Source organism: Deltaproteobacteria bacterium (assembly GCA_019912665.1).
Taxonomy (GTDB): Bacteria; Desulfobacterota; GWC2-55-46; order GWC2-55-46; family GWC2-55-46; genus UBA5799.
Genome location: JAIOIE010000018.1, coordinates 556,708 through 582,236, shown reverse-complemented (window position 1 = coordinate 582,236; position 25,529 = coordinate 556,708). Strand labels below are relative to the sequence as shown.

Here is a 25,529-nt window from a genome sequence, read left to right as displayed (position 1 = left end):
GGATCTGATGGAAAAGAGACCGCGCTCCTACAAATTCGAACCCCTTGACGAAATGTCAATAAATACGTTGCGTTTCCTCGCAGTCGACTCTGTCGAGGCCGCAAATTCCGGCCATCCGGGAATGCCGATGGGGGACGCCCCGATGGCATATGTCCTTTGGAGGCGCATCTTGAGGCACAACCCCTCAAACCCCCAGTGGCCCGCAAGGGACAGGTTCGTCCTTTCAGCCGGACACGGCTCCATGCTTTTATACGGCCTCTTGCACCTCTCCGGCTATCCGCTTCCGCTCGATGAGATTAAGAGGTTCAGGCAGTGGGGGAGCCACACGCCGGGGCACCCTGAGCACGACCCGAAAATAGGTATAGAGACCACGACCGGTCCTCTTGGCCAGGGTTTCGCTAACGGCGTCGGCATGGCCATGGCCCAGAAATACCTCGCGCACAGGTTCAACAGGCCCGGCTATCCGCTATTCGATTACGACATATACGCCATCTGCAGCGACGGCGACATAATGGAGGGGGTCTCCAACGAGGCAGCCTCCATAGCCGGGCACCTTAAGCTCGGGAATATAATCTACCTCTATTCGGATAACAGGATAACCATAGAAGGCAAAACGGATCTTTCCATGTCCGAGGACGTGGGCAAAAGGTTCGAGGCGCTCGGCTGGCACGTCCAGCACGTCGGAGGCAACGACCTGGGAGCCATCGCCCTGGCGATCGAATCGGCAAAAGAGGAGCGCACGAGGCCGTCCATAATTATCGCGAGGACCACCATAGGGTTCGGGAGCCCCGGCAAACAGGACACCGCCGAGGTGCACGGCGCTCCGCTCGGAAAAGACGAGGTAAAGGCCACAAAGGAGAAGCTCGGCTGGCCTCTCGAGCCCGAGTTCTTCATCCCCGAGGAGGTTATGAAGGATTTTAGGCTTCTGGTCCCGAGTGGCGAGGCCCTTGAGAGGGAATGGCTCTCCATGCTCGAAAAGTACGAGAAGGAGTATCCGGAAGAGGGGCGCGAAGTCAGGGCCATAATGGACGGGACGAGGGACAGGGCCTGGACGGAAAAGGTCCCGTCCTTTACGGAAAAGGACGGCTCGATAGCCACCCGGAGCGCGTCCGGCAAGGTGCTTAACGCCATAGCTGCGAGCGCGCCGTTCCTCATAGGCGGCTCTGCGGACCTTGCGCCCTCTACCAACACCCTCATGAAGGGCATGGGTAACTTCCTCCCCACTGGAGTCGGCAGGAACCTGCATTTCGGGGTACGCGAGCACGCGATGGGCTCGCTCCTTAACGGCATGGCCCTCACAAAGGGAGTGGTGCCCTACGGCGCGACCTTCCTCATATTCTCGGATTACATGAAGCCCGCCATTAGACTTGCGGCCCTCATGGGCCTCCAGGTCATCTATGTCTTCACGCACGACTCCATCGGTCTCGGCGAGGACGGCCCCACGCACCAGCCGATCGAGCAGCTCTCGGGGCTCCGTGCCATCCCGAACCTGACCGTAATAAGGCCCGCTGACGCGAACGAGACAGCCGAGGCCTGGAAGGCCGCGCTCCTTAACGAGACCGGCCCCACCGCGCTTGTACTCACGAGGCAGGGCTTGCCCGTAATGGACAGGACGAAATACGCCCCGGCGGAAGGCCTCTCGAAGGGGGCCTATGTGCTGGCCGACCCGAAGGAAGGCAAACCCGAGGTCATCATCATGGCAACCGGCTCGGAGGTGCAACTTGCAATAGCCGCTTACGAGGACCTCTCGACGAGGGGAGTGAAGGCGAGGGTCGTGAACATGCCGAGCTGGGAGCTGTTCGAGGCCCAGGACGATGCCTACAAATCAAGCGTCTTCCCTCCGGATGTAAGGGTCAGGGTCGCGGTAGAAGCGGCCTCGCCCATGGGCTGGCACAGGTACACCGGCTTGGACGGCGCGGTAATAGGCATCGACCGTTTCGGCGCATCCGCCCCCTACAAGACCGTTTTCGAGAAATACGGCTTTACGGCGGCTAAAGTCGCCGAAAAGGCGCTGGCCCTTCTCAATGCCAAAAAGGGCCGGTTTGTTGATGGAATCTGATATCCCTGCTATAGTTTACAGCAGGCCGTAAAACAGTTAAACCGGCCTTCTGTATTTCCGTTTTCCCGGTCCTTCTTGCCTTGTAATTGAAATTGACAGTCCCTTGCGGGACGGGCGGTCTCGTGCGCGCCCCGCGGAAGAGTTTTTCCGTTTCAGGAGTTCTTTATGAATCCCTTGATAGAGCTTAAGAAGCTTGGCCAGAGCGTCTGGTATGACAACCTCCGGAAGGGCCTCGTCACGTCCGGGGAGCTCAAGCGCTTCATTGACGAGTACGCGGTCTCGGGCGTGACCTCGAACCCTAACACCTTCGAGAGGGCCATAGCAGGCACGACCGAGTACGACGAGGACATCCGCAGGCTCCTGAAGGAGGGCCTTGACGACGACGCCATACTCGAAAGGTTGGTGACGAGGGACATAAGGCTGGCTGCCGACGTCATGGCCGAGGCCTCGAAGGCAACGGGCGGCATTGACGGGTTCGTCTCGATCGAGGTCGACCCGAGGCTTGCCAGAGACGCGGGCTCGACCATCGACGAGGCGAGGAGGCTTTTTGCGGCCGTGGACAGGCCGAACGTCATGGTGAAGGTGCCGGGCACCGTCGAGGGGCTAAAGGCGCTCGAAGAGCTTACCCTCGAAGGGCGGAATATAAACGTCACCCTCCTCTTCTCGATCGACAGGTACGCGGAAGTGGCGGACTCATACATAAGCGGGCTCGAGAAGAGGCTCTCTAACGGCCTTCCGGTGGATAACATATCGAGTGTGGCGAGCTTCTTCGTAAGCAGGGTCGATTCCATCTTCGACAGGATAATAGAGGAAAGGATAGAGCGCTCAAGGTCGAATGACGAGAAGGCGCGGCTTAAGTCTCTTCTCGGCAGGGTGGCTGTGGCGAACGCGAAGCTGGCCTACAGGAAATTCGAGGAGATATACTCGGGGGAGAGGTTCCGGAAATTGAAGGACGCCGGGGCAAGGCCCCAGAGGCTCCTGTGGGCGAGTACCGGGACCAAGAACCCGCGCTATTCCGATGTAAAATACGTTGAGGAGCTCGTGATGAGCGGCACCGTGAACACCATGCCGCTCCATACGATGCTCGCCTTCTACGATCACGGCAAGGCCGAGCCCGTCCTTGTCGAGGAGTTCGACGGCCCGGGAAAAATATTTGAAGAGATGAAGGCGCTCGGCATCGACTACCGGGCGGCGACCGACAGGCTCGAAAAGGAGGGCATAGGCGCCTTCTCCGGGTCCTATCTCGGCATACTCTCCTCAATAGCCGCTAAAAGGGAGGCGCTCGAAAGAAAAAAGGCGTTTGCCGTGAGGTTTTCATTGAACGGCTTCGAGGCCGCCGTCTCCGAGGCGCTCCAGGAGGTCGGGAGCGAAAACTTCCTGGAGCGCCTCTGGGCCAAGGACCCCACCCTCTGGAAGACGGGGCCCGAGGACAGGAAGCTCATAAAAAATGCGCTCGGCTGGGTGGCCCTGGCCGACATCATGGACGATCATATCGGCGAGATAGAGGGCTTTGCGAAAGAGGTGAAGGAGGCGGGCTTCAGGGACGCGGTCCTCTTAGGGATGGGCGGGTCGAGCCTCGCTCCCCTCGTCTTTGCCGAGGCCTTCGGCAGCGCCCCGGGGTATCCCGGGCTTACGGTCCTGGACTCGACCGACCCCGAGGCGGTAGGCTCGGTCGCAAATGCAATAGACCCGGAGAGGACGCTATTCATAGTGTCGAGCAAGTCCGGTTCGACCATAGAGCCTCTGAGCCTCTTCGAGTTCTTCCACGAGAGATTATCGTCAAGCATGGGCGAAGCGGCAGGGAAGAACTTCATCGCCATAACCGACCCCGGCACGCCATTGGAGGGCTTTGCCCGGAAGTACGGCTTCAGGAAACTCTTCGCGAACCCCAGTGACATAGGCGGGAGGTTCTCCGTCCTTTCGTATTTCGGGCTAGTCCCCGCAGGCCTCCTGGGCATGGATCTCACAATGCTCCTTGAGCACGCCTCGAGGGTAGAGGCGGCGGTGCACCCGTGCGCGACGGACGAGAACCCGGTCCTCATGTTAGGGGCCGCGCTCGGCACGCTCGGGAGGCTCGGAAGGGACAAGCTCACATTTTTCATCTCGAAGGAGATAGCGCCGTTCGGCATGTGGCTTGAGCAGCTCATAGCGGAAAGCACCGGCAAGGAGGGGAAGGGGCTCGTGCCTGTCGTGGGCGAGCCGCTCGGGAACCCGGAAAGCTACGGAAATGACAGGGTCTTCATATCCATCACGCTCGGAGAAGAGGACGGCGGCCGCGCGGGGGCAATGAAACGGCTGGCCGAGGCCGGGCATCCCATTATCGATTTCAGGCTCGCGGACAAGTACGAGCTCGGCGGTGAGTTCCTTAGATGGGAGATAGCGACCGCCGTAGCCGGGCAGATACTCGGCATAAACCCCTTTGACCAGCCTGATGTAGAGCTCGCCAAGAAGCTTACCATATCGAGGCTTAACAGCATCGGTAAGCCCGACGGGCTTAAGCCGCCCGGCATAGGCGCCGAGACCGAAAGATTCGGGGTGCGCCTGGGCAGGAATACCTTCGATAAACTCGGGGCCGTTGACTCGGACCCCGGGAAGATGCTCAAGGAGTTCGTAGGACTGGTAGGGGCGGGGGACTACATAGGCCTCCTTGCCTATTACAACCCGTCGGATGCCGGAATCGGCTCCGGGCTTGCCAGCCTCAGAAAGACGCTCAGCGAGATGACGGGCGCAGCGGTCCAGCTCGGGTACGGGCCGAGATACCTGCACTCGACAGGGCAGCTCCACAAGGGCGGGCCGCGTAGCGGCGTATTCCTCATCCTTTGCCACAAGCCCGACAGCGATATTAAAGTGCCGGGAAGCAATTTCAGCTTTTCAGAGCTTGAGCTGTCGCAGGCCTACGGCGACATGGAGGCGCTGGATTCCAAGGGACTGAGGGTGGCGCTCGTGGACATGAAAGAGCCTGGAATAGTGTGCCTCAAGGAATTCGAGTCTCTTCTGAAGAGCGCTCATTAAAATAGCGATGTACCGGGAGGGATGATGGACGTCGGCATGATAGGCCTGGGCCGCATGGGGCTCAACATGGCCAGGCGGCTCGCGAAAGGCGGGCACAGGGTCGTCGGCTACAACAGGACGGCCAAGGTGACGAAGAGCGCCGAGTCCGAGGGCATAGAGGGCGCGTACTCGCTCTCCGAGCTGGTAGAGAAGCTCCCCAGTCCGAGGGCCGTCTGGATGATGCTCCCTGCCGGCGACATAGTCGACCACACCATAGAGTCCCTTAAGCCGCTCCTGACGTCTGGCGACATGGTTGTGGACGGCGGAAATACCTATTACAAAGACGACCTCCGGAGGTCGGAGGACCTTAAGGCTCTAGGCATACGTTACATAGACGCCGGCGTTAGCGGCGGGATATGGGGACTTGAAAAAGGCTACTGCACGATGGTTGGCGGCGAAAAGAGCGCGTTCGAAGCCATAGAGCCGATTCTAAAGACCCTCGCGCCTCCCGAAGGATATCTATGGTGCGGAGCGGCGGGGGCCGGTCATTTCATCAAGATGGTGCATAACGGGATAGAGTACGGCCTCATGGAGGCCTATGCGGAAGGGTTCGAAATGATAAAGGCTTCGCCTTACGGCGATGGAATAGGGAACGCGGATCTCGCGCGCCTCTGGAACAGGGGCAGCGTGGTTCGGTCCTGGCTGCTGGAGCTCCTTGAGAGCGCCTTTGGAAAAGAGGACGGGCTCGAATCCATAATCGGCTATGTCGAGGACTCGGGCGAGGGCAGGTGGATGGTCAAGGAGGCCGTCGACATGGGCGTAAGCATCCCCGCGATATCGGAGTCCCTCATGCGGAGGTTCCGTTCGCGTCAGGAAGAGCCCTTCGGAGAAAAGCTCCTTGCCGCCTTGAGAGAGGAATTCGGCGGCCATACCGTCCGGCGCATCCCCGAATAATAATTAGATAAGCTCGGAACGCGTCCTTGCACGCGCGCTAAACCCGTTCGCGAATATTCCGTGGGAAACAGGTGAAGATGGACGATATATCAGAAGGGCGCCAGGCCATAAGGATAGGCAAGGTCGCCGCAACGGGCCAGCCCTGCGAGGAGATGGCCCCCGACCCGTGCGCGATGGTGATATTCGGAGCCTCCGGCGACCTTACGAAAAGGAAGCTCCTCCCGGCCCTCTTTTTCCTCTTCAGGAACAAGCTCCTTTCCAGGAATTTCTTCATGCTCGGGGTCGCGAGGACCGAGCTCGACGACGCCTCCTTCCGCGCCGAGATGGAAAAGGCGGTAAAAAAGGCCGGCAACTTCGACGAGTCCGCGTGGGCCGAGTTCTCCGGAAGGCTTTATTACAGGAGGGCCGACTATCGGAGCGATTCCCTCGTGGCCCTCAAGCGGTTCCTGGATGAGAAGGCAGGGGAGTACAGAACCGGCGGGAACAGGATGTTCTATCTCGCCACCCCGCCATCGGTCTACTCCGACATAATCGAGTCCACGGCAGGCGCGGGGCTTTTTGAAGAGGAAGGCGGCTGGGTGAGGCTTGTAATAGAGAAGCCACACGGCAGGGACCTGCCGAGCGCGCTCGCCCTCGAGGAGACCGTGGGCCGCCATCTCCGCGAAGAGCAGGTCTTCAGGATAGACCACTACCTCGGCAAGGACACCGTCCAGAACATAATGATGTTCAGGTTCGCGAACGCCATTTTCGAGCCCGTGTGGAGCAGGCACTTTATAGACCACGTCCAGATAACCGTGGCGGAATCCATCGGCATCGGAAAGAGGGCGGGCTTCTACGAGGAATCGGGCGTCTTGAGGGACATCTTCCAGAACCACATGCTCCAGGTCCTTTCCTTCATCACGATGGAGCCTCCCTCGGTCTACTCATCCGAGCTCGTGAGGGACGAGAGGGTGAAGGTTTTAAGGGCGCTAAGGCCCCTTGACGGCCTGCTTGACGAACAGCTTGTACTCGGCCAGTACGTGGAAGGCGAATCCGAAGGCAAGCATGTGAAAGGGTATACCGAGGAGGAGGGGGTCTCAAGCCATTCCATCGTGCCTACTTTTGCCGCCATGAAGGCGCATATAGACAACTGGAGATGGCAGGGCGTCCCCTTTTACCTCCGCTCGGGAAAGAGGCTCAGGAGCCGCTTTACGCAAATCACCATTCAGTTCAAGAACGTGCCGCACCTCATGTTCAGCGGCGTGTTCCCCGGCGAGATAGGCCCGAACGCCCTTATAATGAGGATACAGCCGGATGAGAGGATACAGCTTAAGTTCCACGCCAAGAACCCTGGGTCGAGGGTCTGCCTTCGGGACGTGGTCATGGATTTCTCATACCTCGGAGGTTATCAGGGATTGGTGCTGGATGCTTACGAGCGAGTGCTCATGGACTGCATGACAGGCGACAAGATGCTCTTCGTAAGGAGGGACGGCGTGGAATTGAGCTGGAGCTGGCTCGGCCCGGCCCTCGACCGCGCGGACGGCAAGGGCGGCAGACCGGACCTCCATCTCTACAGGGCAGGGAGCTTCGGTCCGGCCGAGGCGGAAAGGTTCATGGCGCGGGACGGGAGGGCCTGGGTGAACTATGAAGGGTGAGCGGCTCATCCTCGCCGGGGACATAGGCGGCACAAAGACCTACATGGCGCTTTATGCGCTTTCGGCAGGTACGCTCGCACCGGTAAGGGAAAGCGTATTCTCCAATGACCGCTACGGCGGGCCTGAAGTCATAATGGGCGAATTTCTGAAGGAGGGCGAGGCTCGTAGGATCGAGGGCGCGGCCCTCGGGCTCGCCTGCCCCATTATCGGCAACCGCTGCACGCTCACCAACCTCGGCTGGGTCGTTGACGGCGAGGAGCTTAAGAAAAGGTTCGGTCTCAAAAAGCTCGGCCTCATAAACGACCTTGAGGCGCTGGGCTGGGGGGTCGGGCTCCTTGGAAAGGCTGACCTTTTCGTCCTGCAGGAGGGCGCTCAGAGGCCTGGTAACGCCGCCCTCATAGCCGCGGGCACCGGGCTCGGCGAGGCGATACTCGTGGGGGACGGCGAGGATTTCAGGGTGTCGGCATCCGAAGGCGGGCACACGGACTTCGGCCCGAGAAATGCCCTTGAGGTCGAACTCCTTCAATACCTCATGCCCAGGTACGGGCACGTAAGCTATGAAAGGATAGTCTCGGGCCCGGGCCTTGCGAATATATACGAATTCCTGCTGGCGAAAAATAAAAGGAAGACGCCTGAGCGCCTTCGGATGAGGATGGAAGCCGAAGGCGCTGCCCCCGTTATATCCGAGGAGGCGATAAACGGCACGGACGAGGACTGCAAAGAAGCCCTCGGCCTATTGGTCTCGATCTACGGCGCGGAGGCCGGGAACCTGGCTTTAAAGTCTCTTTCGATTGCCGGGGTCTATGTAGGCGGCGGCATCGCGCCTAAGATACTCGAAGCGCTTAAGATTGGCGGGTTCCTCGAAGCCTTCAGGGACAAGGGCAGGTTCAGGGATTTCATGGCAGGCATACCGGTTCATGTAATACTGAACGACAGGACCGGGCTCATGGGCGCGGCAAGCTACGCGGCCCTACTCGCCGGAGAGAGGGCCGAAAGGATAACCGGGGCCAAAGGGCCGTAGGGGGCGCGGATGAGAAATGGCCTTGTCATCCATCGAGGCGAAGGGGAGCTTGCAAGGGGGGCCGCCGCAATATTCCATGGTTCATGCAGGGCCGCAATCCGCGAAAAGGGCCTTTTTACGGCCGTCCTTTCGGGCGGAAAGACCCCTAGGGCTCTATACGAGCTCCTTGGCGCGGAATACCGCGACAAGATCGAGTGGGGCCGCGTGCACTTCTTCTGGGGCGACGAAAGGTGCGTCCCGCCCGATAGCGATGAGAGTAATTTCAAGGCGGTAAACGAAAGCCTCCTCTCCCGCATCGACATACCTTCCGAAAATATCCATCGCATTAAAGGAGAGCTTCCCCCAAAAGAGACGGCCCTGGCCTATGAGGACGAGATAAGGTCCTTTTTCATGCTCGCGCCGGGCGGGCTCCCTCCGTTCGACCTCGTTCTTTTAGGGCTCGGCCGGGACGGCCACACGCTCTCCGTCTTTCCAGGGACAGCCGCCCTAAGAGAAAAGGAAAGGCTCGTTACTGAGAATCACGTCAGAGTCCTCGATTCGTGGAGGGTGACGCTCACCATAAGCGCCATCAAGGAATCTCGCAAGGCCGTGTTCCTTGTCTCCGGAAATGATAAGGCCGCGGCCTTGAGGGACGTACTCCGGGGCGAAATCTCGGAAGTGCATCCGGCCGGACTGGTCGAAGCTGGAGAGGTGATATGGCTTGCCGACAGGGAAGCGGCGGCCCTCCTCGGGGAACAGTCCAATTAAAGGGCTCTTTTATTTACGAATGGGATCTCAGCGAAGGCATGAAAAAAAAGCAGGGGCGAATTACTTCGCCCCTGCTTTGGTATGGCATTTGACGCAATTATAAAGCGGGAAAGCCTTCTCGCTATTGTGGCAGTTCGGAGAGCCGCAGAGCTTGCCCCCCATGTTGAGCTTCATCGACATCTCTGTCGCGCCCGCCTTCTCTTTGAATATCTTCGGGTGGCAGACGGCGCATTTGTAGAGCTTCTCGTGAAGCGCGTGCGGGTAAACGACCGGCCCGACCCCCGCCTTGCTCATGCTCCCGGCCTTGGAGTCGAGGACGATATCCCCTGCTGCCGCGGCCAGGCCCGTTCCCGGCTGTGCCAGGAACAAGGCCGCGGAGAACGTCAGAAACCTGAACAGCATCCCCGTTATTTCTTCGCCTTGTTCTTGGGCATCGAATGGCACTTGTTACAGTCGGTGAGCGGGAAAGCTACCTTCCCGTGGCACCTGCCGCACCAGTCGCCCTTCACAATGCCCACCATCGTCATCTCGTTCGCGCCCTTTGCGGGGACGAATATCTGGGGATGGCAGACGTCGCACTTGAGCCAATAAGTGTGCATCTCGTGCGGGTATATGACATCGTCCACGAAGTCGCCCTTGGCCGTTATAACGACGTCCATCTTAAGGGGTGGCGCCTCTTCTTCCTCGGTGTCGAGCGAGTGCTTGGGGTTTATTATGTTCTGCCTTACGAGCTTCGCCCAGTCGACTAGCCCGTACCTGTCCTTGGGGAGCCCGGCTGCCGAAAGGGCCTGCGGATGCCAGCCCATGCCGGCCTTGAAGGCTTCGCTCGCGGGCTTGTTAGGGTCGCCTATGCCCGCCGGCTTTCCGGAGCTGTCGAGGTAGATGACGCTCGACGGGTCGGAAGGGTCGATCTTAGGCGGAGGCGCCGTTTCCTTGGATGCTGGTGGCTGCTGTCTCTTTGTCTGCGCCGCGTCGGCGACCGTGCCGGCGTAAGTATAGCCGATTACCGCCACAAGCGAGCAGAGGAGAGCGACCTTCAATTTTCTGAATGAAGATTTCATCTCTATCCTCCTTTATTCGGAAATCCTGCTTGGAGCGCCGGCGGCCGCCGGATCGCCTTTGTAGTTATGGCACCTGTCGCAATAAAGAGGCTCCCAGGCTACTAGTCCGTTGTGGCATTTGCCGCAGAACTCGCCGCTCATTATGGCGGCCATGTTGATGTCGTTGGCGCCCTTCTTGAGGATGAATATGTCCTCGTGGCATACCTTGCACTTGAACCTGATCCTGTGGAACCAATGCGGAAAGAGGACCGGGTCCACTCCGGCCTTTTGCATGCTCTCTGACTTGTTGTTGAGGACTATGTCCCCGTATTCCGCCTGGCCGCTGCCCGGAACGAGCATTCCCGCGACCATACCGATACAAGCCAGGAGGAGAGTCCAGAAGCGCGTTCTCTTCATAGGGTGCCTCCTTGTGTATGTTTCCCTGAGATATGGGCTTTTTTGGGGTTACAGAAGTTGCATTATAGCCCTGAGTACGTACTTACTGTCAAGACAAAAATGGATTTTGCTGTATAATTTATCGCTTCGGAGGGGCAAGCCCATAAACGGGGGCGGCCCGCTCCCGAATGGGCTTGCGCCCGCGCGGACCTGCCAAGATTTTTCTTGTCTTTTGGAACGGTTGCTATTTATTATACACTATATGATAGCTTGGAAAATCGTATTTACAACTGCTTGAAGGAGGTATTCGATTTGTTTGAGAAAATGGGTGGCTGGAGACGGAGTTCCTACTGCGGGGACCTCTCCAGGGCTGATATAGGGAAGAAGGCCTGCCTTATGGGCTGGGTGCAAAGGAGGAGGGACCACGGCGGGCTTATATTCATAGACCTGAGGGACAGGGCTGGCATCGTGCAGCTCGTATTCAGCCCCGATAGTCCGAACGAGGTCCATAAGAGGGCGCACGGCTTGAGGAACGAGTTCGTGCTAGCTGTCGAGGGACTGGTGAGAAAGCGCCCCGAGGGGACAGACAACCCTAACATCCCGACAGGCGAGGTCGAGGTCGAGGTGCACGAGCTCAAGATTCTGAACGACTCCGAGACGCTGCCCTTCATGATAGAGGACGACACCGACGTATCCGAGACGACGAGGCTCACCTACAGGTATCTCGACCTCCGTAGGCCCGAGCTGCAGAAAAAGCTGATACTCAGGCACAGGGTGGCGATGGCCGCAAGGAACTATCTCGCGGAGAACGGCTTCATCGAAATGGAGACACCTGTCCTTACAAAGAGCACTCCCGAGGGCGCGAGGGACTTCCTCGTGCCGAGCAGATTGAACCCGGGAAGCTTCTTCGCCCTGCCGCAGTCGCCGCAGCTATTTAAGCAGATATTGATGATAGCCGGGTTCGACAGGTACTTCCAGATTGTAAAGTGCTTCAGGGACGAGGACCTCCGGGCGGACCGCCAGCCCGAGTTCACGCAGATAGACGCGGAGATGAGCTTTGTCGACAGGGCGGACGTGATGGGCCTGATGGAGGGGCTTGTCGTGCGGCTCTTTAAGGAAGCAGGCGTGGAGCTTAAGCCTCCTTTCCCGAGGCTTACCTATTCGGAAGCCATCGGCAGGTATGGGGTGGACAACCCGGACGTCAGGTTCGGCCTCGAGCTAACCGACCTCTCGGCCCTCCTTTCAGGCTCAGGCTTCAAGGTCTTCGCGGACGCCGTATCGAAAGGCGGGGTCGTGAAGGCCCTCTCAGTAAAGGGCGGGGCCTCTTTTTCGAGAAAAGACCTCGACGACCTTACCGAGTTCGCGGTCTCGTTCGGGGCAAAGGGACTTGCCTGGGTAAAGATAACGGAAGAAGGCTGGCAGTCGCCCATCGCCAAGTTCCTGAGCGACGCTGAGAAGGACGGCATAGCAAAGGCCACGGGCGCTGGAACAGGCGACCTCCTCCTTTTCGGGGCGGATAAGCCCTCGGTTGCGAATACCGTCCTCGGGCGCTTGAGGCTTAACATAGGCGGAAGGCTCGGCCTTATCCCGAAAGAGGGCACGAGCTTCGTCTGGGTGACCGACTTCCCCATGTTCGAGTATGACGAAACGGAAAAGAGGCACGTGGCGGTGCACCATCCGTTCACCTCTCCGATGGACGAGGACATCGACAAGATGGAGAGCGCGCCATTGAGCGTTCGGGCAAAGGCCTACGACCTCGTGTTGAACGGCAGCGAAATCGGCGGCGGCTCCATAAGGATACACAGGAGCGACGTGCAGGCCCGCGTCTTCAAGATGCTCGGCATAGCCGACGAGGAGGCGAAGGCAAGGTTCGGCTTCCTCCTCGAAGCCTTGAAGTTCGGCACCCCCCCGCACGGCGGCATAGCCTTCGGCCTCGACAGGATTCTCTCCATAATGACCGGGTCGGAGTCCATCCGCGACGTCATAGCCTTCCCCAAGACCCAGAAGGGCACGGACCTAATGAGCGACGCGCCTTCGGCGGTTGACCAGAAACAGCTGGATGAGCTTTTCATAAGGGTGGCCAAGAGGCAGGCGGAGAAGACGGGGGCATAGGAAAAACGCCCCTCTTTTTTAAAGAGGGGAAGGGGAGATTATCTTGTAGGGTGCGCTATGCGCACCATTACAAATCCCCCTTCGTCCCCCTTTAGAAAAGGGGGATTATTGAGGTCGTCATTGCGAGGGGCGAAGCCCCGAAGCAATCTCATGCGGAGTGCGGATTTTGTTGGGTTACGCTGCGCTAACCCAACCTACGAACTTCATTGTGAGATTTTTTTTGTCATTCTGAGGGAGTGAAACGACCGAAGAATCTGTTGTTCCCCTGAGATTCTTCGGCTTCGCCTCAGAATGACAAGAGAGGGACGAAGCCCCGAAGCATCTCATGCGGAGTGCGGGAAAACAAGATGCCTGAAATAAGCAGGTTTTTCGGGATAATAATCGCCATGTTTTACGGCGACCACAACCAGCCTCATTTCCATGCGCGTTATGGGAGCGACAGCGCAACGATAAGAATAGATAATTTTGCCGTCCTTGATGGCTATTTGCCGCCAAGGGCGTTGGGGCTTGTAATAGAGTGGGCCGAATGCATAAACAAGAACTATTGCAAGACTGGCAGCTTGCTGTTGAGAGCAAGCCGTTAAACCCTATCGAACCTTTGAAATAGGAGAGCATGCCATGCATTACGATATCAAGGCGGCCCGGCATATCGAAGGCTACAGGGTGGAAATCAGCTTTGAGGATGGCAAGAAAGGCGTTGTCGATTTGCAGGGCTACGTCAAAAGAGGCGGCCTTTTCAGCCGCTTCGCGGATCTCGATTACTTCAGGAACTTTCATATCAATAAGGAATTGGGCGCGCTTTGCTGGGACGGCGGCCTTGATATCGCCCCCGAGGTCCTTTACCACGAAGCGACCGGGCAGCCGCTTCCCGCGTGGATGAAAAATGAGCCTGAGGGAAAGAAGGCGGTTTGAGATTTGTTGGGTTACGCTCCGCTAACCCAACCTACGAACTGTCTACTTGATAAGGAAGCTTACGATTATGCCTAATATTAGCTCTGAAACATTATTCCATTTCACTCGCACATTTGAAAATCTCAAAGGTATTTTAAAGAATGAGTTCCACCCAAGATATTCTCTTGAAGTATTAGAGTTCGAAGGTAAAAACATTGCAGAGTTTGCATATCCGATGGTGTGCTTTTGTGATATTCCTTTATCTCAAGTGAAAGAACATTTTAATATTTATGGCAATTATGGAATTGGAATGTCAAAGGAATGGGTTTTCTCAAATGGTCTAAATCCTGTAATGTATTTAAAAAAAGGGTCTGTTTTATCAGATTGGCTGAGACTTATGTTGGAGTGTTCTCAGCCCTTAAGCGCAGAGAAAGACTCTAATGCAAGAGGAATAAAAAGTGGATTACTTAATATGTTGAGATATACAAAACCCTTCGAGGGAGTATCAAATAGGACGGGAACTATTGTTAAATTTTATAATGAAAGAGAATGGAGGTATATTCCTTTTTTGTATGTAGACGAAAAGGGGAAACAGGTTTTTATTAAACAAATTACAAAAAAAGATTATAGCACCGGCAATATGGTTGAACTAGATAATTTTCTATTAGAACAGATTAAGCTCAGATTTGACGCAAAAGATATAAAATATATTATAGTTAAAAATGAGGCTGAAATATTAGAAATGGTGGACTACTTGCATGAAGTTCCAAAATATAATGAAGATTCAGTAAGAGTCCTTACATCAAGAATAATCACAAGTGAACAAATTGAAAAAGATTTTTAGCCCTGTATTGGGTCAGAGTCAGATGTAAGTCCTGTAGGTTGGGTTAGCGAAGCGTAACCCAACACTCCCCTACTCCCTCACATACCCCAGCATCAGCGCGCCTACTGCAACGAATAATATATCCGGGAAGAAGGCAGCCAGGAACGGCGGCACGAGCTGGCTCTGGCCGAGCGACCGTGTAAGCGCGTACACCCCCCAGTAGCTGAAGGCGATCACGATGCTCAGGCCTATTCCGGCGGCTATGCCGCTCTGCCGCCCGGTCCGGAGGGCGAAGGGAATGCCCACGAGCACCATTATAAAGTTGACGAGCGGGAAGGATAGCTTGCTCCAGAGGTCGGTCTTGAAGCGCGTGGCCTCGTAGCCCTCCTTTTCAAGGTCCTTCACATATTCCCTTAGGTCCATGAAGCCCATGTTCCTCTGGAAGCTCTCCATGTTTATCATCTCGTCCGGCTTCGCAAGGCCTGGCAGGATGAAGCTTTCCCTTGCGCTCCTCTGGGCCTCTCCGCCCGGCGTGAAATTCCAGATGGTCGCTTCCTCGGCGGCCCAGGCGCTCCCTTTCCAGACGGCTGATCTCGAATGGACCCGGCCCGTGGGCGTGAAGGGCTTCTCGATGAAATAATAGGTCACGCCGTGAAGGCGGCTCCCGTCCGGGTCCATGTTCTTCGCGTTCAGTATGCCCTCCGAGGTTTTTATCCAGAGGCCTTCCCTGCCGAAGCTCCCTTCCTGCGCGCCGAGCCACCTCTGCCGGAACGAGTCGGCCTTCTTCATGGCGGTCGGCGTTACGTATTCGTTCATGAGTATCACGCCCGCGCTTGCGACTAGCCCAGCCGCGAGAAGTGGTATTGCCGCCCGGAGCACCCTTACGCCGCCTGCCTTGACCGCCGTTATCTCTCCGTGCCTTGAGAGGAGGCCGAGAGAGACGAATGTCGCCACCAGCAGCGCGACTGGCAGGACCTGGCCTATTATGAAGGGTATCTTGTAGAGGAAGAACCCGGCGGCTGGGACGAGCGGGACCTTGTGCTCCATGAGGCTGTCCATGTTCTCGAATATGTCGACCGTCACGAAGAGCACGATGAAGCCTGCCGCGGCGATGGCGGCGAGCTTCAGGAACTCGCTAAGGAGATATTTCTGGAGCACCTTCATCTTGCCTTCCCTCCGCGGAGCGTCGTCAGCGGGTTTGCGGACCTGTCGGCCGAGGTCCGTGAGAATACGAACAGGCCCGCGACGAGGAAGATAAAGTCCGTTGCCCAGACCGCGACGAACGGGTTCAACGAGCCGCTCTCGCCCAGGGCCTCGAAGCCCGTTGAGAGGAGGTAATAGACCAGCACCACGCCTATGGCTATGGAGAAGCCCGTAAAACGTGCGACCCGTATCTTCTGAAGCCCCAGCGGGAGCCCTAAAAGGGCGAAGACGAAGACGGACGAGGGGATGGCGAACCTCTTATGCAGGTCTATTATGTGGCGTGAAGGGTCTTCGCCGGAAGCCTTCGCAAGCTCTATTCTCTCACGCAGTTCCCCGGCGTACATTTCCTTGTTGCGCCTTTCGCTCGCGGCACCGGGCTGGCCTGAGAGGCCGAGCTCAAGCGTGTACGAGGAGAAATTCGCTATGTGATAGGTCCCGTCGCCTTCGGTCTTCCGGTGCATTACCCCGTCGTTGAGCTTCAGATATACCGTGTGGCGGTCGGTTGCCGGGGAAAATACTCCGCCCGCCGCGAAAAAGAGGTTCGGTTCGCCTTCCCCGCCGGACTCGGAGATGAATATGCCTTCCATCTCCCCGCTCTTGAGGTTTATCTTGTCTATATAGATTACGAAGCCCTTGAAGCTGTCGTAAAAGGTCTTTTCCTCGAGGCCGGAGATGAACCTGTCCTTTGAGGCCTCGTAGACGAGGTTCTTGAGAGTGAGGTTCCCCCATGGGAAGAGGTAAAGGGTCACGAGCAGGCTCGCCGCGTACACGAAGGCCGCGAAAAGAAGGACCGGCCTGAGGGCCGCATAGAGGCTCAAGCCCGAGGCCTTCATGGCGGTGAGCTCGCTATCGGAGCTGAGCCTCGTAAACGCCACGAGAACGCCTATGAGAAAGGCGATGGGAAGGGTGTAGAGAAGGAGCGAGGGCAGCACCGAGACGATGAACCACAGGATGAACCCGCCGCCCACGCCCTGCACCAGCAGGAGCTCTATTATCCGGACCGCCTTTGTAAGGAGCGAGATCGCGGTCAGTATGACGAGGCTCAGGAGAAACGGGGCCCATATCTCCTTCAGTATGTACCTTCCAAGGATCCAGCGCATTTCACAATAATACTATAAAGACGGTTTACGGACAATCTGTTAAAGGGGGCGCCTTTTTGGAAATTAAAGAATCCGCTCACTTCGTCCGAAATAGGAATATAGGCACTTTATTTCAAGACGAATACCGGGGCCGGTTTATAGGATATTGACAATGGCTTGGATTTCAGGTATTTAAAACTCCGCGTGCCGAATCCGACGCAATCCAAGGTTTTTTATGTTGAACCGTCCACTAATGCCGGGAGTTCCATCTTCCCGCGAGGCTTTGCTTTTGAGGTCCAGGAGCGCTGAGAGAATAAAGGTCGAGTTCCGGATGGCCGAGGAGTATTTCCATGCAGCCGAGGCGCTGCATAAGAGCGGGCTTTATAACCCCGCCGTGACGCTTGCCTCCTATTCCTCGGTCCATGCGGCACTGGCCGCTTTCCTGACCGCCGGGTCGGTCAAAGCGCAGGCAAGCTCGTTTACCGGCTTCACCAGCTCGCTTCAGAAGTTCAGCTCCAAGCTCGATCCTTTCCTGGAACGGCTGTTCGAGTCGAGAAAGGAATGGGGCTACGGCGCAGCGATCGACTATTCCGAAAATGATTCGCTTTTCCGCATATATCAGGCAAGGGACCTTCTATACGAGGTCAAGGATTTCCTCAGGAGAACAGTGAAGGGCTGAGGGGTTGGCTTGATTAGGACCGGAGCGAGCGCGTTCCGGCCCGGGCTTCTGCGGGGGATCGCCATGCATTTCAAACCGGGACCGCGCGGTCAAATGGTAGTAAAGGGGATATGGGCAGCACTTTCAGCACCGGAGATATTCTCGCGAGGCTCAAAGAGCTCAGGGAAGAGCTGGTCCTCAGGCAGGAGCACCTGGCGGCGCGCCTTGGGGTGGACAGGTCTACCTACGTCCGGAAGGAACTGGGCGCAATCCCGATAACGACCGAGGAATGGCTCAAGCTTGCGAAGGCGCTGGGCCGCGACCCGTCGTTCTTTTTCACCTCTTCGGGAAAGCCTGTGATGGTGACGTCCGACCTCGCGCCCAGGGAGCGCAGTCTCGTAAGATTTTACCGGACGCTCAGGCCCGCCGAGCAGGACGATTTCGTCGGCACGGTGTACCTGAGGTTCAAGAGCTTAAGGAGGAAGGCGGCTCAGGATGCCCTTAAGAAACTGGCGGAGGCCTGACCGGCTGCGCCGGTTTTGGGTTTGACAACCCAGGGGTGCTGTGATACTTTATTTTGTCTAAGTTCGATGCCCTCAGGGTCCATGAGCCGCTAGCTCAGTTGGTAGAGCATCTGCCTTTTAAGCAGGTGGTCCCGGGTTCGAGTCCCGGGCGGCTCACCATTGAATAAATAAGAAAATAACATAAGTCCCCATCGTCTAGAGGCCAAGGACACCGCCCTTTCACGGCGGCGACCAGGGTTCGAATCCCTGTGGGGACGCCAGTAAAATCAAAAAAGGGGCTGAAAGCCCCTTTTCTCATTTCATGGCCTTCGTTGGTCGAATCCTGGAAGGGGTCGACAATCTTGCAGTGGGTAGGGTGGGCATCGCCCACCAAATCGTATTAAATCGGCACCTCCACCATACCGTGGATAAATAACCTCTTCCTGTGGGTCGGCGAAAGATCAAAGCCGCAATCGTCAAAAGCGATTGCGGCTTTTTTTGTTTTCAGGTTCCCGCACGGTGGGCGAGTTTTAAACGGCTTGTGTGTGGGGTGAAATTGCGATATAAAGAATGACACGAGATTGGTGGGCGGTGCCCACCCTACGAAACTGAAACAAGCCTTTCAGATGAAGGAAAACCGTGGCACAGCACAGTTGCGGTGCTTGGCAAATAAGGGAGATGGGAGCATGTCATTTACAGCCTATATCAAAAAACAAATAGACAGAAGCGACATGTTCGGTGATTACGCAAGAGACTTCAAATATATCCTCGATAACCTGCCTTTATATCCAGAACACAGGGGCACAGACGAAATAACTTCTGATACCCTCCTCGGTCATTATCTCTTTCTACCGTACAATGTCAGGCAGAGAGAACATACTCAAGCTGAATTGTGCGGTCTATGGAAGGAATGGCTTCAATACAAACACATCGGTTTTAGGTTTAGCAGCCCCAAAAAAGGCTATGTTTATTTCCTCAAATTAGAAAATGAGAATGGTATTTTCAAGGTAGGCAGGACGCAAAAAGACCCTGAAAAACGGGCGTGGGATGTTGCACGTCAAGAACGGGCTAAGGTCGTTGTACATGACTGGCTACTGATTGACCATTACGATATTATAGAAAAAGAGCTTCACCTCGCGTTCAAAAAGAATCAGCTTATGAGGGAATGGTTCAGGGTCGATGTGAATCAAATTGACGAGGCCATACTTGCTTATAGCCTTACCGATTCGGAATGTGTGATACGGGTGAGAAAAGAAGAGGATGATGAAGATTTAGAATTTGATTCTGAAGAGATGTCCTTTTCTTAGAATAAAAAAAGCTTGTTCAACCCACCTGCCTCACCAAAAGCGGAACCTCCACCGTGGATAAGTAAGCCTCGTAACTCTGTGAGGACGCCAATGTTAAACAAAAGCGCCATTCGGCGCTTTTGTTAATTCCCGCCTTTGTAGTGGTGTTAGAACCCTGGAAGGTTTCGATAATTACAGTAGAGCGGCCAAACTGTACGTTTTGCGCAGAACGCAAATCCAGAAGGATTGAAGATCAGCTCAGTCCCGCGGACGGGGGCCGCGGGCGGCCGAACTCCTCGCGGACGGCGTTGTTCATCTGTTCCACCGTATAAGGCTTTGCCAGGGCGCTTACGAAACCGTATTCCCTGAAGTTCGTCATTACGGGGTCGTCGGTATAGCCGCTTACGACTATCGCCTTTACGCCGCTGTCGATTTCGCGGAGGCGCGCGATGGTCTCCTTGCCCCCCATGCCGCCGGGTATCGTGAGGTCGAGGATCACGCCGTCGAACGGCCTCCCTTCGCCGAGCGCCTTTTCGTAAAGGGAAACGGCTTCCGCTCCGTTCATCGAGAATTCCACATCATAGCCCATGGTCTTAAGGAGCAGGCCTGCCGACCGCCACATGGTCTTCTCGTCCTCCATGAACAATATCCTGCCGCCGGTTGCGCCAGGTCCGGGCATGTTGTTTTCGCTTACATAAAGCGGCTCCTTTGAAACGGGAAGAAATACGTGGAAGGTAGTGCCCACGTCCACAGTTGATTCAACGCTTATGAGCCCGCCGTGCTTCACGAGTATAGAGTGGCACACTGAGAGGCCGAGCCCGGTGCCCTTTTCCGCGCCCCGCTCCTTGGTGCTGAAATAGGGGTCGAATATCCTGAAGAGGTTTTCCTCCGGTATGCCGGCGCCCTGGTCCTCTATTGATATTCGTACATAGTCTCCTTCCTTAAGGAAAAGATTATCGCTCTCGCCGACCTTCACGCCCTCGGCCCGTATCCTTATCCTCCCGCCACTGGGCATGGCCTCCTTGGCGTTTATAAGGAGGTTATTGAGCACCTGGTTTATCTGCCCCTCGTCCACTTCCACTGGGCTCAGGTCGTCCGGGACCTCGCACTCGGTCAGGATGTTCGAGCCGCTCATGGAGATGCTGAGCGATTCTTCTATCAAGCGGGATACCGAGGTGGCCTTTTTTACCGGGCTCCCTCCCTTGGCGAAGGTCAGGAGGCGCTGGCTCAGTTGCGAGGCGTACTTCGCTGCGGTCTCAGCGTCGTTCAGCGCCTCCATGAGCTTATTTCTTTCTGATGCGAATATTTTTGCCACGCCTATGTTGTTCGCTATGGCCTGAAGCAGGTTATTGAAGTCGTGGGCTATGCCGCCCGCGAAGATGCCGAGCGACTCGAGCTTCTGCGCCTTTATGAGCTCGTCTTCCATCCGCTCCCGCTCGGCGATCTCAATCTGGAGCCGGGCGTTGGCGGCCTTCAGTTCAGCCGTGCGCTCTATAATCCTCGTTTCCAGTTCTTCGTGCGCCTTCTTAAGCAGGTCTTCAGACTGCTTGCGATCCGTTATATCGACGCAGGTCCCGATCCATTCCCGGATTCTCCCGTCCTCCCTGAAAAGGGGTATGCCGCGGGCCATGAAATGTCGGTAAGCGCCGTCAAACCTTCTGATCCTGTACTCCGTCTCGTAAAAGCACCCTTCGGTAATTGACTTCTGCCATTTCTCGATAGTGCGGTTTAAGTCGTCCGGATGGATGGCGCTGGACCAGCCCGACCCCTTTATCTCGTCTGAGGTCTGGCCGGTATACCGCCGCCAGGCCGGGATGTCGTCCATAACATTCCCTTCGGCGTCAGTGGACCAGCCGATCTGGCCGGTCACTTCTATATACGACCTGTAGCGCTCCTCGCTCTCCCGTAGAGTTGCCTCGGCTAGCCTCCGCTCCGCGTTCTCGCTCATGAGCGCGGCGTTCGTCTTCAAAAGCTCCGCCGTCCTCTGCTCGACCCTCTCGCTCAGCTCTTCCCTTGCAAGGCTCAAGAGCCGGTTCTTTTCATCCAGTTCGACAGTGCGCTTCTTTACCATCCTCCGGAGCATTACCGCGCTAAGGGAGGCCGTAAGCGCGATTACGGCCGAGACGACCATCACGGGCCAGAAATATTCAACGTATCTCCGCCACGGGTTTTCGAAGCCGAACCATTTTTTGTATATGCGCTCATACTCCCCGTTTGACTTGACTATAAGAAGGCCCTGGTTGAGCTTCTCAAGGAGTTCGGTGTCTCCCTTTTTTACAGCAAAGGAGAACTCGCGCTTGTAGTCCGGTATGGTCGGCCCGGCCTCGACACCTTTTATCTTGAGGTCCTTTATCATTATAATGCCGAGGAGTTTAGGAAAAAGGAGCGCATCGTGCTTCCCGGACGCAAGCAGGTGAAGCATTTCGGAGATGTTTTTTGCGAGGATTATATTTCCCGTGAACCCGCGCTCCAGAAGCGCGTGGTGAGCCGCGTCCGAGCGCATGACAATGACCTCTTTCCCTTCGGCCCCTGCTATATTATCGATAGGAGGGTCGCCTTTTCGCACGAAGAACGAGTCGAAGGTCTCCGTATGGGGAAGGCTGAAATCGACGAAAGGTACGCGGCTCGGGAGCTTCGCGACGATGGGGAGCGCGTCGAACCGTCCCTCGACAAGCCCGTTCCATGCGCCATCCCATGTGGCCGGATGGATTTCAACGTGGATGTCCATCGCATCGGCTACCGCCGTTATGAGGTCTACGCCGAACCCGGCGGGCCGGCCGTTTGCATCCACAAAGGAATAGGGCTTGAAATCCCTCTCGCTCGCTACATGGATTTCGTAAGAATGATGTTCCGCTATGCAGGTGCCGCTCGCAAAAAGAAAGATGAGCGCGGCAAGCACGCATATGATATGTAAGCGCGGCTGTATGGTGGATTTCACTTCATCGCCTGTGGATAGGTTTGGCCTGAGTTATTCTTCACGGAACAAACGAATAAGAAAAGAAAAAAAGGCTGTGTATTCTATCCCGTTAGTGCGACATTTTTATCACAAAATGAAACTTTTTTAAAATATTTTTAAAAGGCGGCCGGCAGGACAAGAAGAGGTTTAAGGCTTTCCGTCAAAGTGCGTTGATGTGCGGAGCTGTTAAATTCTTCGATTATGCTCCGTTATAGTATTGAGTAGGGAAAAGGCCCCGCCGGGAATGGCGGGGCCGGTCCCGCTTCTTATGACGGGACTTGGCGACAGGGGTTTTTTATTTTCTACGGTTTAGAACGATTTATTTCGCGTAAATAACGACGTGCAAAGACCAGCCCGCCAAGAGCCGTGCCGAGCAGGGCCATGGTCGCAGGCTCGGGAACCCGAGTAGGTCTTTCAGTAATAGTAACTGGGATAGGCGCCCTGGTCACAGCGGGTCGCTCGACCACTGGAATAGGTGCCCTCCCCACCGTGGGCTCTTCGACCACTGGGGTCGGTGCCCTCCCTACCGTGGGCTCTTCGACCACGGGGGTCGGTGCCCTCTCTACCGTGGGCTCTTCGCCTGCCGCAGGATCTTTTTCTGTAAGAGAATTTCCGTTTAATGGAGCCGCATCGACATTGGATATGGATAATGCGGCAAGAGTCGCTGCCGCTATTACGGCGCTGAGTATATGCCTCTTTGCCATTTCATGCACCTCCTTTATTGAAAAGGATTCCCCTTCAAAGGGTTATTCCCCTGTCGCTCGAGATTGATTTGTTTTGAGAAGGTGGCGTGATTCTTGATGAACGGTTCTAAGAGGGTTTAGGCAGAGGGAAAATGTTCACCTTCTGGACTGATACTATTCTTTTAGGACAATCTCTAAAAACTGATCTTTTCCCCGGACTCTGCGTAGGTTACGTGAATAAAAATGCTCACATATTCACATATATGATCCGCTTTATTCCCGCCCTTTCTTGATTGAGGAAAATCTCTAATTTTTAGAGGTTGCCTTATATCTATTCTGACCCATATTGCTTTCTTGTCAAATCGAGAGTTCCGCAGCAGAGCTGCGGCGGACCTCGCCGTAGGCCCGCCTAATGCCATTGTGAGCCGCTCGAAGACTATTTCCTTTCAACCCGGACGTCGATATCGGTGCCGTTTGTCGTTACATCAAATACCGGGGATAGCTTGGAGAGCGCTTTGAGCCTGTCCAGGTTCTTCTCGTCGGTTTTGACCCTGAAGGTTACCCGGATATCCTGATAACCCCGCCGCACGTCGTTCGACAGGCCGAGGAAGCCCCTCAGGTCTATATCGCCCTCAAGCTCCGATTCGAGCTCGTCTATCTTTATATTTCGAAGGGCCGCATGATAGACCATAGTAGTGGTAAGGCAGGCGGCAAGGGCGTTCAGCAGGTGCTCTACCGGGTTTGCCCCTTGGTCCGTGCCTGCCAGCATTTCGGGTTCGTCGCCGTCTAGCTCGAAAGGCTGCTTGTGCCTGTTCTCCTGGCTCAACCCGAAAAAGCCGCTTACCCGGGAGCGGTTGTGCCCGCCGCCCATCCATCGGTTGTGCAGCCTGAATTTGAACTTCGCAAGCTCGGGGTTGTTTTTGAGCGCATCCACTGAAGTGAAGAGCTTATTCAGGTCTATCCCGTTCAGGACCTCTGGCCTGCCCTCGAATTCCTCAAGTTTCTTCACAGACATGGCAAGTACCTCCTTTATGTTCCTATAAGCCGATTCTAAATGAACTGGCCGGGATTTCAATTCACACCCGAGATGCATGGTGCGAAAGGCTGATATACTTTGTAATAGGGCAGGTCACGCGTAAACAGAACCGATTTCAGGCAAATAGGAGATTTATTATGGCGGGATTATTCGACCTGGCTGGCAAGGCCGCAATCGTGACGGGCGGGGCAAGGGGGCTTGGCAGGGCCATGGCATTGGGCCTTGCGGGCGCAGGCGCCGATATTGCCGTATCCGACATCATCGACGTCAGCGAAGCGGTTGTCGGAGTAAGGGCCCTGGGAAGGAGGGCTGTCGGGGTCAAGGCCGACGTCGGAGACGAGGAGAGCGTAAGGGAGTTGGTCGAAAAGACGATAGCGGAACTCGGCAGAATAGACATACTTGTTAATAACGCCGGCATCTTCAGGATATCCGCCGCAGAGAATATAAGGGCCGAGGATTGGGATGCCGTGCTGGATATCAACCTCAGGGGGCAGCTCCTTTGCGCAAAAGAGGCAGGCAGGCACATGATACGACAGCGCTCCGGGAAGATAATCAATATCGCGAGCGTCGCCGGGCTCGCGGCGTTTCCGGAGTCCGCCGCCTATAACGCGAGCAAGGCCGGTGTGATACTACTTACCAAGACACTTGCCGCCGAGTGGGGTAAGCACAACATACAGGTGAACGCGGTCTGCCCCGGCCTCTTTGAGACGGACATGACCAGGGACCTTATTGGCGACAGCTCCTTTATGGCGTTCATAAGGGAACGGGTCCCGCTCGGAAGGGGGGCAAGGCCGGAAGAGCTCGCAGGGACCGCGGTCTTCCTGGCGTCAAAGGCTTCCGATTACGTGACTGGCCACGCCCTTGTCATAGACGGCGGCTGGACCGCGATGCTTTGATTCGTGCCTGATTGATTGCTGCCGTCCATCCGGGATTCACGCTTGCGTCTTAAACGAAAGGGCTACGCCCTCCGGCATAGCCCTTTTCTCTTCATAAGACGACTGGCTACTCAGGCGGCTTTTCTCAGCGCGGGCCTGTCCAGGAAAAAGAAGCTCGGTATCCCTACCACCCCGGCCCTCTGCATGGTCTTCTGGAGGTCATCCGATTCAAGGAACTCACGCGCCTTCTTGAGGTCCGCCGCCTCGAAAAGAAGGACGACCTTTTTGGGGTTTTCGATGTCCTGCAAAAGGAGCACCTCCTTGAGGCCCGCCTGCCTCCTCCGGTCCTCGTGCCCGTCATAGACCGGCTTCCACCTGTCGAAGTCCGTCACATCGTGTTCAATAAGAAGATATGCCATGGCTGTCTCCTTTAGTTCTTTTAGGCAAGCTCTGAAAATTGATCTTTTCCCCGGACTCTGCGTAGGTTACGTGAATAAAAATGCTCACATATTCACATATATGCTCCGCTTTTTATTCCCGCCCTTTCGGGAAAAGCGGGAAGAATCTCATTTAGGGCTTGCC

The 25,529-nt window shown here is 56.1% G+C and carries 22 protein-coding genes, 2 tRNA genes and 1 pseudogene; 16 read left to right on the top strand and 9 right to left on the bottom strand.

Features of this window, described 5'->3' with window-relative positions; all coding sequences use genetic code 11:
• Window positions 1-7 precede the first annotated feature (7 nt).
• The 6 genes from tkt to pgl all read left to right on the top strand — a co-directional run bounded on the left by tkt (window position 8) and on the right by pgl (window position 9,406).
• Entirely contained in the window at window positions 8-2,059 is a 2,052-nt protein-coding gene (gene tkt / locus K8I01_07205) for a transketolase (GenBank protein ID MBZ0220202.1), read from the top strand.
• A gap of 165 nt (window positions 2,060-2,224) precedes the next feature.
• Window positions 2,225-5,071, top strand: a complete 2,847-nt coding sequence (locus tag K8I01_07200) for a bifunctional transaldolase/phosoglucose isomerase (GenBank protein ID MBZ0220201.1) — start codon at window positions 2,225-2,227, stop codon at window positions 5,069-5,071.
• 24 nt (window positions 5,072-5,095) lie between these two features.
• Window positions 5,096-6,004, top strand: a complete 909-nt coding sequence (gene gnd / locus K8I01_07195) for a decarboxylating 6-phosphogluconate dehydrogenase (GenBank protein ID MBZ0220200.1) — start codon at window positions 5,096-5,098, stop codon at window positions 6,002-6,004.
• A 77-nt stretch (window positions 6,005-6,081) separates the two neighbouring features.
• On the top strand, window positions 6,082-7,638 hold the full coding sequence (zwf, locus tag K8I01_07190; GenBank protein ID MBZ0220199.1) for a glucose-6-phosphate dehydrogenase: 1,557 nt from the start codon (window positions 6,082-6,084) through the stop codon (window positions 7,636-7,638).
• Window positions 7,628-8,659, top strand: a complete 1,032-nt coding sequence (glk, locus tag K8I01_07185; protein ID MBZ0220198.1) for a glucokinase — start codon at window positions 7,628-7,630, stop codon at window positions 8,657-8,659. Before zwf ends, glk begins: the two co-directional genes overlap by 11 nt.
• 9 nt (window positions 8,660-8,668) lie before the next feature.
• Window positions 8,669-9,406, top strand: a complete 738-nt coding sequence (gene pgl, locus K8I01_07180; protein MBZ0220197.1) for a 6-phosphogluconolactonase — start codon at window positions 8,669-8,671, stop codon at window positions 9,404-9,406.
• A gap of 60 nt (window positions 9,407-9,466) precedes the next feature.
• On the opposite strand, the gene K8I01_07175 is transcribed toward pgl, so the two are convergent.
• Genes K8I01_07175 through K8I01_07165 form a run of 3 tightly spaced genes read right to left on the bottom strand, consistent with a single transcriptional unit; the run spans window position 9,467 to window position 10,818 of the window.
• Window positions 9,467-9,808 carry a hypothetical protein gene (locus tag K8I01_07175; protein MBZ0220196.1) on the bottom strand — a complete coding sequence of 114 codons (342 nt, stop codon included), beginning with the start codon at window positions 9,806-9,808 and terminating at the stop codon, window positions 9,467-9,469.
• 5 nt (window positions 9,809-9,813) lie between these two features.
• On the bottom strand, window positions 9,814-10,467 hold the full coding sequence (locus tag K8I01_07170) for a hypothetical protein (GenBank protein MBZ0220195.1): 654 nt from the start codon (window positions 10,465-10,467) through the stop codon (window positions 9,814-9,816).
• 12 nt (window positions 10,468-10,479) lie between these two features.
• On the bottom strand, window positions 10,480-10,818 hold the full coding sequence (locus tag K8I01_07165) for a hypothetical protein (protein MBZ0220194.1): 339 nt from the start codon (window positions 10,816-10,818) through the stop codon (window positions 10,480-10,482).
• Window positions 10,819-11,154: 336 nt separating this feature from the next.
• On the opposite strand from K8I01_07165, the gene aspS reads away from it, so the two are divergent.
• The 4 genes and pseudogenes from aspS (at window position 11,155) to K8I01_07145 (ending at window position 14,689) form a co-directional block, all read left to right on the top strand.
• Entirely contained in the window at window positions 11,155-12,954 is a 1,800-nt protein-coding gene (gene aspS / locus K8I01_07160; GenBank protein ID MBZ0220193.1) for an aspartate--tRNA ligase, read from the top strand.
• A 347-nt stretch (window positions 12,955-13,301) separates the two neighbouring features.
• Window positions 13,302-13,561: pseudogene (locus K8I01_07155) on the top strand (DUF4160 domain-containing protein).
• Between the two features lie 11 nt (window positions 13,562-13,572).
• Window positions 13,573-13,866, top strand: a complete 294-nt coding sequence (locus K8I01_07150) for a DUF2442 domain-containing protein (GenBank protein ID MBZ0220192.1) — start codon at window positions 13,573-13,575, stop codon at window positions 13,864-13,866.
• Between the two features lie 67 nt (window positions 13,867-13,933).
• Window positions 13,934-14,689: a hypothetical protein gene (locus K8I01_07145; GenBank protein ID MBZ0220191.1), complete on the top strand. Its 756-nt coding sequence runs from the start codon at window positions 13,934-13,936 to the stop codon at window positions 14,687-14,689.
• 69 nt (window positions 14,690-14,758) lie between these two features.
• Here K8I01_07145 and lptG read toward each other — a convergent pair whose 3' ends face one another.
• Complete coding sequence (lptG, locus tag K8I01_07140; protein ID MBZ0220190.1) at window positions 14,759-15,832, bottom strand: LPS export ABC transporter permease LptG; 1,074 nt, start codon at window positions 15,830-15,832, stop codon at window positions 14,759-14,761.
• Window positions 15,829-16,971: an LPS export ABC transporter permease LptF gene (gene lptF / locus K8I01_07135; GenBank protein MBZ0220189.1), complete on the bottom strand. Its 1,143-nt coding sequence runs from the start codon at window positions 16,969-16,971 to the stop codon at window positions 15,829-15,831. Before lptF ends, lptG begins: the two co-directional genes overlap by 4 nt.
• 268 nt (window positions 16,972-17,239) lie before the next feature.
• Between lptF and K8I01_07130 the strand changes: the two genes are divergently transcribed.
• The 5 genes from K8I01_07130 (at window position 17,240) to K8I01_07110 (ending at window position 19,418) form a co-directional block, all read left to right on the top strand.
• Complete coding sequence (locus K8I01_07130) at window positions 17,240-17,629, top strand: HEPN domain-containing protein (GenBank protein ID MBZ0220188.1); 390 nt, start codon at window positions 17,240-17,242, stop codon at window positions 17,627-17,629.
• Window positions 17,630-17,739: 110 nt separating this feature from the next.
• Window positions 17,740-18,132 carry a helix-turn-helix domain-containing protein gene (locus K8I01_07125; protein ID MBZ0220187.1) on the top strand — a complete coding sequence of 131 codons (393 nt, stop codon included), beginning with the start codon at window positions 17,740-17,742 and terminating at the stop codon, window positions 18,130-18,132.
• A gap of 83 nt (window positions 18,133-18,215) precedes the next feature.
• Window positions 18,216-18,291, top strand: a tRNA-Lys gene (locus K8I01_07120).
• Window positions 18,292-18,316: 25 nt separating this feature from the next.
• Window positions 18,317-18,392: transfer RNA gene (locus K8I01_07115), tRNA-Glu, on the top strand.
• A 405-nt stretch (window positions 18,393-18,797) separates the two neighbouring features.
• Window positions 18,798-19,418, top strand: a complete 621-nt coding sequence (locus K8I01_07110) for a GIY-YIG nuclease family protein (GenBank protein ID MBZ0220186.1) — start codon at window positions 18,798-18,800, stop codon at window positions 19,416-19,418.
• Window positions 19,419-19,650: 232 nt separating this feature from the next.
• Here the strand turns inward: K8I01_07110 and K8I01_07105 are convergent, their stop codons facing one another.
• The 3 genes from K8I01_07105 to K8I01_07095 form a co-directional block, all read right to left on the bottom strand.
• Entirely contained in the window at window positions 19,651-22,335 is a 2,685-nt protein-coding gene (locus K8I01_07105) for a transporter substrate-binding domain-containing protein (protein MBZ0220185.1), read from the bottom strand.
• 320 nt (window positions 22,336-22,655) lie between these two features.
• Window positions 22,656-23,057, bottom strand: a complete 402-nt coding sequence (locus K8I01_07100; GenBank protein ID MBZ0220184.1) for a PEP-CTERM sorting domain-containing protein — start codon at window positions 23,055-23,057, stop codon at window positions 22,656-22,658.
• A 415-nt stretch (window positions 23,058-23,472) separates the two neighbouring features.
• On the bottom strand, window positions 23,473-24,051 hold the full coding sequence (locus K8I01_07095) for an OsmC family protein (GenBank protein MBZ0220183.1): 579 nt from the start codon (window positions 24,049-24,051) through the stop codon (window positions 23,473-23,475).
• Window positions 24,052-24,209: 158 nt separating this feature from the next.
• Between K8I01_07095 and K8I01_07090 the strand changes: the two genes are divergently transcribed.
• Complete coding sequence (locus K8I01_07090) at window positions 24,210-24,968, top strand: glucose 1-dehydrogenase (GenBank protein ID MBZ0220182.1); 759 nt, start codon at window positions 24,210-24,212, stop codon at window positions 24,966-24,968.
• Window positions 24,969-25,078: 110 nt separating this feature from the next.
• On the opposite strand, the gene K8I01_07085 is transcribed toward K8I01_07090, so the two are convergent.
• Entirely contained in the window at window positions 25,079-25,366 is a 288-nt protein-coding gene (locus tag K8I01_07085; GenBank protein MBZ0220181.1) for a cyclase, read from the bottom strand.
• Between the last annotated feature and the right edge of the window lie 163 nt (window positions 25,367-25,529).